A 12018-nucleotide genomic window follows, 5' to 3' on the forward strand; every position below is an offset into this window, starting at 1 on the left:
TTTCTCCCTTAAGAGATGACCCGATCGATCTCCACATTTCCCGCCTGACCGACGATGGACGACCCCGCCAGTTTATTATTATTTGTTACTGAAACGACTTCGGCTCTTCCGTTCGATGCTGTTTCGACCGCGTGGAACTTTTTACTCGTCGCGGTCCTGGTCGCCGCTAACGGATTTTTTGTGGCGAGTGAATTCGCACTTGTGGCGGTAAGGCGTTCGCGGGTCGAGGCCGCCGCGGCAGAGGGTGATCCGGCAGCCCAAAAGCTGCTCGAGATGCTCAACAACATCAACGGCTACATATCCGCCACACAGTTGGGCATCACGCTGTTCTCTCTAGCACTCGGATGGTTCGGCGAGCCGGCCGTAGCCGCATTTATCCAGCCCCTCTTTCTCTGGCTGGCAGAACAAAGCGGACTCGCCGTAATAGCCTCTGGTGTCGTTCTGCACACATTCTCGCTGGTCATCTCGTTCTCGCTGGTCACGTTCTTTCTCATTGTTTTCGGCGAGCTTGCTCCCAAGACGATAGCGCTTGAAAAAACAGAGAAGATCGCCTATCTGACGGCTCCTGTACTTCGGTTATTTTATCGGATATTCATTTATCCGATCCGTTTGCTGGAATGGAGCGGCAAACAGACCGTAAGGCTTTTGGGGCTCGGCAAAATGAACACGGATCAGATCGGCTATACAGAAGAGGAGATCAAGCAATTGCTTTCCGCGTCGCTCGCGAGCGGCCACCTCAACAAAGAGGAGCACAAGCTGATCGACCAGATCTTCGAATTCTCCGATACGACCGTAAAAGAAGCTATGATCCCTCGGACAGAGATAGTCGCGATCTCTGTCAAAAGCACTCTCGACGAGATACTTGAAAAGTTCGCAGCGAGCGGCTATTCGAGGCTTCCGGTATATCGCGGATCGCTCGACGACATCGCAGGATACATTCACAGCAAGGATGTTGTCGCGTTCCTGCGTAACGCGAAGTCATTCAAGATCGAAAAGCTGATGAAAAAGCCGCATTATGTCGTCGACACGGCCCGGCTTGAGGACGTTTTGCGGCAGATGCAGGAAGAAAAATTCCATTTCGGTTTTGTTGTTGACGAACATGGCGGCGTCGAGGGCATCATTACTCTCGAGGATCTGCTGGAAGAGATCGTCGGCGATATTTCCGATGAACATGATGAAGAGGTCAACGAACAGATCGACGAACAAAAGGACGGAAGTTACCTTCTGGACGGCGGGCTCGCCGTTCGCGACCTGAACAAACGGTTGGGCCTGAGCATTCCGATCTCTGAGGCATATACGACCATCGCGGGCTTTCTGATGTCCGAATCGGGGCGAATTTTGGACGAGGGAGAGGCGGTGCCTTTTAACGGCCATACATTTCACATAGAGACGGTAGATAGACGACGCATCAAGAAGGTCCGTTTGCGGAAAAACTGATATCCTCGTTCAAATGACGAATTCGGACGTATTACGCTCGATCGCGATCACGGCCGCCGCGGTGTTGGTCGTTGCGTTCGCCGTTTTCGGAATGCGGGGAAAATACGTCGGAACTCGCGAAGGAAAGGCTGACGAGAATTATCTGCAGTCAACGGATTGCCGCGTCTGTCACGAGGAACACTATACGAGCTGGCGCCGGACGCACCACAGCCGCATGACGCAGGAGGCCGGCGGCGAAACGGTGCAGGGCGATTTTGAAAGAGAGAATACTTTGGAGTATTTAGGCGTCAAAGCAAAGATGACACGCGATGCGGAGGGATTCTATTTTGAACTCACGAATCCCGACGGCAGCCGTGAAAAACACAAGATCGAGCGCACGGTCGGCTCACGCCGCATCGAACAGTACCTGATAAAGAACAACGGACAGTATTATCGCTTTCCCATCGCCTACGACCTGATGAACCGCCGCTGGATGAGCCTGAACGGATCGTTCTTTTATCCCGACAGCGACAATTTCGATCAGCACCTCGCGCAATGGGACGTGAACTGCGTTTTTTGCCACAACGTCAAAGCACAGCCGAATTTCGATTTTCGGACCCGTCTGGCAAAAACTGAGGTTTCCGAACTCGGCATCGCATGCGGTGCTTGTCATGCACAGGGTGCCGAACATGCGGAACTCGCCGCCAATCCGCTGCGGCGCAATCTATGGCGTTTTGGCGGCGGCGACGAGAAAAAGATCGTCGATCCGCTCGGAATTGATACCGACCGATCGATGATGATCTGCGGGCATTGCCACGGCCAGCGAATGCCCGAACCGCAGACTCGCATTCGCGAGATCTTGACCAAAGGAGATCCTTTCGACGCGGGCGACGACCTCTCGAAATACTACAAACCAATTCACGCAGATTCGAAATTGGGCGAAATGACCTTTGAGACCCGCTTTTGGCCGGACGGTTCGCCGCGGCTGACAGCGTACGAATATCAGGGGCTGAAGGCATCGCCCTGCTTTACAAAAGGAAAAGCCGGTGCACGCATCAATTGCCTCTCATGCCATACGATGCACGGCGGCGACGTGAAAGGCCAGATCACGGACGAGATGCGGACGAATCTTGCATGCACACAGTGCCACACCGAATACAAGGCTCCGGAAGCGGTCGCGAAACATACAAAACACGAAGCCGATTCCGCGGGCAGCAGCTGCTATGCCTGCCATATGCCAAAGGTCGTTTACGGTGTCCAGACTTTTCACCCGACGCATCAGATATCGGTCCCGCGGCCCGAGATGACCGCTGAGAAAGGCGTCCCGAACGCGTGCAGTCAATGCCACGTGGATAAGTCGCTGAACTGGGCGATCAACAGCTCGAAGGAAATGTGGCCGGAGTATTTCAAAGACGCGAAGCCATCGTCAAACGGAGAATTCGACCGCCCCGAAACGATCCGAGGCCTTTTTGCCGGCGATGCGCTGACAAGGGCGATGATGGCAGACGCACTGCTGCGTCATGGGAACAGCGATATTGCGGCTCCTTTTCTGCTGGAGTCGTTCTCGACCGACAATTATCCGATAGTCCGCTATTTCGCGGCGAACGGGCTCTCGGCTTGGTTTCCCGCGGTGACGCGGCCGGATTACCTGCTATTTGCTGATGACCGAAAGCCGGTCGTCGAGGAATGGCGGCGGCGTTTTAGCGCAGAACGAGTTCGCGAGACAGAACAAGCTGCGGCGGCATTGCGTGCGGTACGAAAAAACGTCGATCTGGAGGTCGGGGAATAATGGCGAAAGAAAGAGTAGAAGCCCCGCCGATCAATGAAACCTCCGCCCTGAAACAGGCGTGGATCAGCATTGCTGTATGGATGACGCTCGGCCTGCTGCTCGAAGGGCTGTTGGCGTTTCGCTCGCCGGCATACCTGCAGGACGAGGTCCGTCGCGAGATGTTCCGGCTCGCACATTCGCACGGCGGCGTTCTCAATCTTCTCCTGCTTGCCGCTGCATTTTATATACGGATCTATTCTCCGAAGTTCCCGAAGGCCGCTATGCTCGCACTTCGGTTGGGCGTTGTACTGATGCCGGTCGGGTTCCTGTTGGGCGGCGTCTGGCACTCTGACAGCGATCCGGGGCCGGGCGTGTTCCTCGCTCCCTTAGGCGGTTTGATGATAATCTTTGGTGTGGTTTCTGTTGCCGTTTCGGCATTTTCAAAAGAATGATAAAGATCGCGGGGGCGTTCAAATTTTCATTTACGGGGCTGAGATCGGCCATTCTTGGCGTTGTAATGCTTTGGGCGGCGGGCTGCGGCAGCCCGGCGGAACAGCCGAAGATCGAAAAGGATAATTGGCCGAATTCTGAAAAGGTGGCCGGCAAAAGCGAAGGGCTTTCGCGTGTTTCGGGCATTGCATTGTTCGATGACGCGATATTTCTGACCATGGGCGGGACGATCGCGGACAAGATGGACGGCACTAACGGTGTCCGGCGGATCGATCTTAGAACAAGGGAAATAACCAAGATCGACGACGGCGAAAAGTTCCCGCAGACCGATGCAGGTGCGCTTATTCACGATGACAAATTCATCTATTGGAACGCCGGCGGTGCGATGCAGCGATACGCGGTCGATGGATCGGTGCGTGACGAGATAGTTACGTCAAATATCGGACTTGGGGCTGACAAGGTGTTGGCAAACAACCGAATTTATTGGGTGAATCACGGCTACTATACGCCCGACGAACCTGTTCGCCCGTCGGATATATTTTCCGCTCCCATCGAAGGCGGCAAGCCCGAGATCTTTGCCGCGAAACAACTGCTCGCCGCAAATGCGGCGTCTGACGGCGAATACCTCTATTGGACGTCAAGGTCCGGGATCGCGCGAAAGCCGCTCAAAGGCGGCGGTATCACGATAATTTTGAAAGCGGCTGAAAATGAGGGTTTTGACCACCTAATCATCAGCGGAGGACGCATTTATTTTAGCCATCGTGCGGGCGACAACGCGAATTGGCAGCTGCGGAGCGTCGGTAAAGAGGGTAGCGAACCCGTCACGATGGTTGAGAGCATAGCGAACCTTCCGTTCGCCGCGGACGGCGCGAACGTCTATTATTTTGCAAACGAGGGAATGGCGCTTTACAGCCTTTTCCGCATTTCAATGTCCGGCGGTGAGCCCGTTAAGATGGATACGGGTTATACTAACGGCGAGATCGCACTGTCGGCCACGCACATTTACGTCGTTACGCTCGACGATATTTTCAGGATCGCAAAGAACAAGTAAATTAAGGAACAATTTTAATAATGAGCTATATCGATCAGGTTTGGGCAAGAGAGATAATGGACAGCCGCGGCAATCCGACCATCGAGGCCGAGGTGATACTTGAGGACGGCACGTCGGGACGCGCAGCGGTGCCGAGCGGTGCTTCGACAGGCGAGAATGAGGCGGTTGAGCTCCGCGACGGCGACAAAGCCCGCTATTTGGGCAAAGGCGTGCTGAACGCCGTAAACAACGTGAACGAGGTGATCGGCCGCGAACTCGAAGGCCTCGATTCGCTCGATCAGACCGAGGTTGACGGGACAATGATCGAGCTTGACGGCACGGAAAACAAGTCGAAACTTGGAGCGAATGCTATTCTCGCCGTATCGCTCGCTAATGCACGCGCCGCAGCGACGTATCAGGGAATGCCGCTCTATCGCTACATCGGCGGTGCGAACGCGAAAACGCTTCCGGTGCCGATGATGAACATCCTGAACGGCGGAGCACACGCGGACAACAACGTGGATTTTCAGGAATTCATGGTAATGCCGGTCGGAGCGGAAAGTTTCGGAGAGGCACTGCGGTGCGGTGCCGAGATTTTTCACAATCTGAAAGGAGTGCTGAAAAGCCGCGGCTATTCGACCGCCGTCGGCGACGAAGGCGGTTTTGCACCGAACCTCAAATCGAACGACGAGGCCGTCGAAACGATCTTGGAGGCCATCGAAGAGTCCGGATATACCGCCGGCGACGACGTAATGATCGCACTCGATCCGGCGTCAAGTGAATTCTACCGCGACGGGAAATACGTCTTTCACAAAAGCGACAACCGCGAGCTTTCGTCGGCCGAAATGGCAGCATATTGGGCAGATTGGTGCGACAAGTATCCGATAATCTCGATCGAGGACGGCATGGCAGAGAACGATTGGGACGGCTGGAAAGAGCTTACGCGGCTGGTAGGCGACAGGGTGCAGCTCGTCGGCGACGACCTTTTTGTGACCAACGTCAAGTTCCTGCAAAAAGGGATCGACGAAGGTGCAGCGAACTCGATCCTGATCAAGGTAAATCAGATCGGGACGCTCACAGAAACGCTTGACGCCATTGAACTTGCAAGAACGAACAACATGACCGCGGTTATTTCGCACCGAAGCGGCGAGACGGAAGATTCTTTCATCGCAGACCTTGCGGTCGCGACGAACGCCGGCCAGATAAAGACCGGCAGCCTTTGCCGCAGTGACCGCATTGCGAAATATAATCAACTGCTGCGTATCGAGGAAGACCTCGGCGACTACGCACGCTATCCCGGCCGTGCGGCCTTTTATCAGATCTCGTAGGTGCGGAGTATGACAACTGCCGAAAAACGCCCGATAGTTCTGGCCATCCTTGATGGTTGGGGCTATGCCCCGCGAACAGGTGCCAACGCCATCGCAGGAGCCCACACACCTTATTACGATGAGATATGCCGGCGTTTTCCTATGACAACGCTTTCAGCCGTTGACGGCGAATCGGGCGACTCTGCCGCAGGCGATCCGGAACTTGGACATTTGAAGATCGGCACGGGACGCGAAGTACGAACCGAGGCCGCGATGATCCACGACGCCATCGTTTCGGGAGAATTCGAGAAAAACGCTGTCCTGACCCGCATGTTCGCCAAGGCGAAAGAAGGCAGGAATTCGGTTCATCTGATCGGCCTGCTGAGCGACAGCGGAGTGCATTCAAGTCCTGAAAATCTCTTTGCATTGCTGCGGATGGCGAAGTCATTCGGCCTCGATGACGTGAACATTCACTGCATCCTCGACGGCCTCGACGTTGCTCCGCGTACCGCCGACATCTACCTCGAAGCTCTTGAGATCAAGCTCGCCGATATCGGTGTCGGAAAGATCGCGTCGATGTGCGGACGGTTTTTCGGTATGGACACGGGCGAGAATTGGGAGCGAACGGCTCGTGCATTCACGATGCTCGTCCACGGCGAGGGCGAACGTGCGACAGATGCCGTCGCTGCCGTGCGTAACTCGTTCCTTCGGGGTATTTCTGACGAATTCATCGCTCCGATAGTCATGGAAAGGGCACCCGACATCCCTGTGGCACGGGTCAAGAATGGCGATCTCGTCATCTTCTTTAATCACCGCGGCGACGGTATGAAGCAGCTCGTCCGTTCGCTCTGTATGCCGGGCGGTGCGAATACTGCAAAGCCTATCGTCGAGACTGTTTGCCTGACCGACTATGAAAGTTCATTCAATCTGCCCTCAGCATTTCGTCAGGAGCCTTTCAAACGCTCACTTTCCGAGATATTGACAGAAGAGCATATTCCTATCAAAAAGATCACCGAACCGGCCCGTCAGGAACATCTCGCCGGCATTTTTGACGGCCGCAATGACTTTTCTGACAGACTTGAACAGGAGCTGATCGTCCTCGGGAACGGAGGCCGCGAAACATACCCCGAATCGCAGAGCTTTAAGATCGTCGATCGATTCCGACGCGAGATCGAGACGGAGAAGAAAGGGGTCTATATCGTAAATCTTCCGGCGGCAGGACTTGCCGCCGAGTCCGGCGATGTAGGAACGACGGTCGCGGCGATCCAGTTCGTCGATACGTGTCTTGGCGGCATTTGGGAAAAGACCGAGGAACTCGGCGGAACACTGCTCGTCACGTCTTCTTATGGCATTTGTGAGGAAATGGCTGCGGAAAGGGACGAACAGAGACACAAACCGACAATGAATCCGGTTCCTTTTCATTTGGTTTCCGGTGACGCGTCGGGCGCTCAGCTTGCCGAGGGGCGAACGCTTGCCGATATAGCGCCGACGATCCTCTCGATGCTCGGCATCGATAAACCGATAGATATGACAGGCTCGGATCTGCGTTTGATCTGATCAATTCACACCGTTGGAACCAAAGAACATTCTTGTACTGCATTTCGGCCAGCTTGGCGATGTGATACTCGGTTTGCCTGCACTTGCCGCCATCCGCGAACGCTTTCCCAACGCTCAAATTACCGCCGTCTGCGGCAGATCGCCTGCGCAGGTGATCGAGATGGCACGCGTCGCAGACGACATTATCGCCGTTGACCGTGTGGAACTCCGCGACGGGCCGAAACTTCGCTCTATTGCAAAGATCTTCTCACTTGTCCGGCAGATACGTCGGCTCGATGTAGACCTCGCGATCGATCTGCACAGCCTTTCAGAGACGAACTTGCTTGCATTCGTTTCTCGTGCAAAGCATCGCCTTCTGGCGGACCGCCGCGGCAGATCGCTGAATTACCTCTGCAATTTCCGGCCGCCGCCGCCGAAAGAAGATCCTGCTGCCCACCTGACACGCCGATATCTTGATGCTTTAACGCCGCTTGGGATCGAGGTTGAGAAGCCCTCATTCCGCTTTCCGGGTGCAGAGAAGGACGGACGTAAAATGGCCGTCGGCCTGTTTCCGGGAGCCGGCCACCCGAGCCGTTGCTGGCCTTACGGGCATTTCGGTGAACTCAGCCGCCGTTTGATCGGCGACGGTTACGAATGCCGCGTTTATCTGGGTCCGGAAGAAGAGGCAAATAGCAGCGAGATACTGCGCTATTTCCCGGCTGAGGTAGTGCCGGTTCCCGGACTTACCCTCGCTGAAATGGTCACGGCGGCCCGAGAACTAAGAGCTTTTGTCACCAATGACACGGGGCCGATGCATCTTGCGGCATGTTCCGGATGCCCGATCGTGCTTGTGCTGGATGAGAGAGCCCCGTCGACATATCTTCCGCTGGCAGACAAGCTCGCCGTCGTCAACAATGCGGAGATCGGTGGCATCACGGTCGATGATGTTCATGCTGCGTTCGCACAGTTGTGCCGTGATAGCGGAGTCTGAATGACAACGGCGTCCGCCGGTGATAATCTTTAACCTTTGACCGATGATGATAGAAGAATTTGCTTTCGATAATTCGGAGGAGCGGAGAAAGGTGCGTCAGAACGGAACAGGCTGGGTCGAGGTTATCGCAGGCTCGATGTTCTCGGGGAAATCTGAAGAGCTGATCCGCCGCCTTACTCGTGCCCGCATCGCAAGGCAGACCGTACAGGTCTTCAAGCCGAAGATCGACGCCCGTTATTCTGTGGAAGAGATCGCGTCGCACTCCGGCCAGACCCACATGTCGATACCGGTATCATCGACCGCGGAAATGCTGGCATTAGTGAAAGATGAGACGGAGGTCGTCGGCATCGACGAAGGTCAGTTCTTTGATGATGCGATCATTGACGCCGTAAATCAGCTTGCCGCTTCAGGCCGACGCGTCATAGTTGCAGGGCTCGATCAGGACTACACCGGAAAGCCGTTTCACCCGATGCCGCATCTTCTGTCGATCGCCGAGTTCATTACGAAAACTCATGCCATCTGCGTCAAATGCGGCTCGACGGCGAACTATTCGCAGCGGACGATGGATTCCGACGCTCTGGTCGAGGTTGGTGCCGCAGACAAATATGAGGCACGCTGCAGACGCTGCTTCGTGCCCCATGCTGATACGCCGACGATGATCTGACCGCGATCATTTCGCGATCTTCATCGAGTACATCACTGCCGGGAAATCGTCGCGATGCTTGTCGAAATTGGAGCCTTTTGTTGACAGCATTATATTAAGCTGCTGATTCTGGCCTTGATAATTGCGAAACGCGATCCACTGATGCCGCCGAGGGTCGCCTTTGTCCTGCGGCATGGATTCCCACCATTCGACACCCTTGATGCCGTCGATCTCGACCCAGCGAACCTTCTCGTACTTGCCCTGTTTCAGATTCTCGAGAGCCGATTCGTAGGTCGCTTTCAGGCTGACATCAGCCGGTACCGACGATGGCAGGTCTGAGATCGTCGCGATCAGGAAAGCGTTGTCAGGCGAGCCGTAATTGAAGCTCTGCTTGCTGACGTTCATTTTCTTCCACGATCCCGGCATGGTGAAGGAGATGTTCTGATCTTCCCATTTTACCTCGGTTCCGCCGTCCTTTATCGCTTGCTGTGCGCCGCTAAGTGTCGCTTTTTCGACCTCTACATCGTCCTTCTTATCTTTTGCGGGTGCTGTCGCGGTGTTGGAACTCGCATTTGATCCGCCCGACATTTCTTTGAGCCGATCGCCAAGTCCGCAAAATGCCAATATAAGAACCAACAGGCCCAAAGGCCAAAAAGATCTGAACATATTTTCCTCCTACTACTTCTGAATCAACGTCAATTCTGATTTCAAACGACGTAAATTGCAAAAATGGACCGGCGATAAAAGCTTATGTGCATATTCAATAGGGAACTGAAGCACTGCTTTACGCTATAATCTGATTTCAATTCGCGATGCACACGCCACAGCTTTTTACCGACCTGCTGATCATTTTGCTGGCCTCTGTACCGGTGGCGTTTATCTGCGTGCGGTTGAAACTGCCGCTCATCGCAGGCTTTATGGTCGCCGGCATGGCAATAGGGCCCTACGGCCTCGGCCTCATAAAAGATACCAGTGCTATTGAGGTTTTGGCTGAGATCGGCGTCATGCTGCTGCTGTTCACCATCGGGCTTGAGTTCTCGCCAACGCGGCTCAAGGAGATGCGGCGGAACGTCCTGATCGGCGGCGGGCTCCAGGTGACGATAACCATCGCGGCAGTGACCCTTATCGCGTTCTTGCTCGGCAGGGCTTGGAATCAGGCACTCTTTTTCGGTTTCCTGATCGCACTTTCCAGCACGGCGATAGTCCTGAAATCGTACGTTGAGCGCAACGAGGTCGATTCGCCTCATGGCCGCGTCAGCATCGGCATCCTGATCTTTCAGGATCTCAGTATTCTGGTCATGCTGCTGCTGATACCGCTGATAGGCAACGCCGGCGAGATGACGCTTGCCGAGGCATTGAAACAGCTCGCTATCTCGGTCGTAGCAATGGCAGCTATCGTTGTCGCGTCGTGGTTTCTGATACAGCCGCTGCTCTCGAAGATAGTCAGCCTCCGCAGCCCGGAAGTTTTCTTGCTGACCGTCGTATTTCTTCTGATGGCCTTTTCGTGGGCGACATCGCATTTCGGAATGTCGCTCGCACTTGGAGCTTTCATTGCGGGTGTTGTGATCGCGAATTCTGATTACAGCCATCAGTCAGAAACCGAAGTGCTCCCGTTTCGCGACGTCTTCAACAGCATTTTCTTTGTTTCGATCGGACTGCTGCTGTCGTTGGCGACGTTGTTTGAGAACATCGGATTCGTCGCTGTCCTCGTCGTGACACTGATGATGATGAAAGCACTGATCGTCTGGATGGTCGTGCGAATTTTAGGCAATCCGCAGCGTGTCGCGGTCGTCGCTGCCCTCGGTCTGGCACAGATCGGTGAGTTTTCGTTCGTATTGGCAAAGGCCGGGCAAGGTGCGGGCCTGTTGCCCGACGCCGATTATCAGAGCTTCCTGGCGGCATCAGTAATATCGATGCTCGCAACGCCGTTCCTGATCGCGTGGGCACCGAATATCGGCTTTGCCATGCAAAAAGTGCTCAGCGACGGCAGCCGCGGCGAGATCGAGAACTGCGAGGACGACATTCACATGACGTCGAGCGGCGGCCTAACGCAGCATGTGATCATAGTCGGCTACGGCCTTAACGGTCGCAATTTGGCTCGCGTTCTTCGCACCGTCGGCGTGCCTTACACCATCTTAGACCTGCAGGCTGACGTGGTAAAAAAGGCTAAGGCAGATGGTGAAAAGATCAATTTTGGCGATGCTACGAGGCGCGACGTCCTTATCCACGCAGGCATAGACACGGCATGGGTACTCGTACTTGCCCTTTCAGATCCGCCCGCGGCCCGCCGTGCCGTTACTCAAGCAAGGCAGTGCAATCCCAATGTGCACATAATCGTCCGAACACGCTACACCTCGGAGATCACTGAACTGACGGGCCTCGGTGCGAACGAGGTAATACCCGAAGAATTTGAGACAAGTATCGAGATCTTCGCGCGCGTACTCCACCGGTTCGGAATGCCCCGGCCGACCATCGAAGACCAGATCGCACGTGTCAGGCGCCAAAAATATCAGATGCTCCGCAGCCCGTCGATACCGCAGCCGGCAGCGGCATCGCTTGAAACGGTGCTGCAGCAGCTCGTAACGGAGACCGTCCGGGTCGAAGCTGGATCGCCTGTTGTCGGCAAGAGCCTTGGCGTGCTGGACCTGAGAGGGAAGACAGGAGCAACGGTTCTTGCGGTCGTCCACGAGGACGACACAAATGTCAGTCCGGGAGCAAACTACACTCTGTGCGAAGGCGATACACTTCTGATATCCGGCTCCGCAGCCAAGATCGAAAAAGCGATCGAGATGATACGGCCTGATGGAGATATCGGCGGCTTCAATCCGTAGTTCTTCGGTCGGCACTGAACTACTGTTGAAGTTATAATTGGAAATT

At 55.0% G+C, this 12018-nt stretch carries 10 protein-coding genes; 9 read left to right on the forward strand and 1 reads right to left on the reverse strand.

Annotated features, from left to right (window positions below; genetic code table 11):
• Positions 1–54 precede the first annotated feature (54 nt).
• Genes IPM50_13705 through IPM50_13740 form a run of 8 tightly spaced genes read left to right on the forward strand, consistent with a single transcriptional unit; the run spans position 55 to position 9162 of the window.
• Positions 55–1437 carry an HlyC/CorC family transporter gene (locus IPM50_13705; protein QQS32695.1) on the forward strand — a complete coding sequence of 461 codons (1383 nt, stop codon included), beginning with the start codon at positions 55–57 and terminating at the stop codon, positions 1435–1437.
• 13 nt (positions 1438–1450) lie between these two features.
• Positions 1451–3205, forward strand: a complete 1755-nt coding sequence (locus IPM50_13710; GenBank protein QQS32696.1) for a hypothetical protein — start codon at positions 1451–1453, stop codon at positions 3203–3205.
• Positions 3205–3636, forward strand: a complete 432-nt coding sequence (locus IPM50_13715; GenBank protein QQS32697.1) for a hypothetical protein — start codon at positions 3205–3207, stop codon at positions 3634–3636. Before IPM50_13710 ends, IPM50_13715 begins: the two co-directional genes overlap by 1 nt.
• Positions 3633–4685, forward strand: a complete 1053-nt coding sequence (locus IPM50_13720; protein ID QQS32698.1) for a hypothetical protein — start codon at positions 3633–3635, stop codon at positions 4683–4685. Before IPM50_13715 ends, IPM50_13720 begins: the two co-directional genes overlap by 4 nt.
• Before the next feature lie 20 nt (positions 4686–4705).
• Positions 4706–5992 (forward strand): phosphopyruvate hydratase, encoded by a 1287-nt coding sequence (eno, locus tag IPM50_13725; GenBank protein ID QQS32699.1) that lies wholly within the window; start codon positions 4706–4708, stop codon positions 5990–5992.
• A 9-nt stretch (positions 5993–6001) separates the two neighbouring features.
• Positions 6002–7528, forward strand: coding sequence for a phosphoglycerate mutase (2,3-diphosphoglycerate-independent) (gpmI, locus tag IPM50_13730; GenBank protein ID QQS32700.1), 1527 nt, complete (start codon positions 6002–6004; stop codon positions 7526–7528).
• A gap of 13 nt (positions 7529–7541) precedes the next feature.
• Positions 7542–8498, forward strand: coding sequence for a glycosyltransferase family 9 protein (locus IPM50_13735; protein QQS32701.1), 957 nt, complete (start codon positions 7542–7544; stop codon positions 8496–8498).
• A 46-nt stretch (positions 8499–8544) separates the two neighbouring features.
• Positions 8545–9162, forward strand: coding sequence for a thymidine kinase (locus IPM50_13740; protein ID QQS34532.1), 618 nt, complete (start codon positions 8545–8547; stop codon positions 9160–9162).
• A 6-nt stretch (positions 9163–9168) separates the two neighbouring features.
• Here the strand turns inward: IPM50_13740 and IPM50_13745 are convergent, their stop codons facing one another.
• A complete protein-coding gene (locus IPM50_13745; GenBank protein QQS32702.1) occupies positions 9169–9807 on the reverse strand; it encodes a hypothetical protein in 639 nt (212 codons plus the stop codon).
• A gap of 146 nt (positions 9808–9953) precedes the next feature.
• Here IPM50_13745 and IPM50_13750 point away from each other — a divergent pair, with 146 nt between their 5' ends.
• On the forward strand, positions 9954–11972 hold the full coding sequence (locus tag IPM50_13750; protein ID QQS32703.1) for a cation:proton antiporter: 2019 nt from the start codon (positions 9954–9956) through the stop codon (positions 11970–11972).
• The last annotated feature ends 46 nt before the right edge of the window (positions 11973–12018 follow it).

This window comes from Acidobacteriota bacterium (genome assembly GCA_016700075.1).
GTDB lineage: Bacteria > Acidobacteriota > Blastocatellia > Pyrinomonadales > Pyrinomonadaceae > OLB17.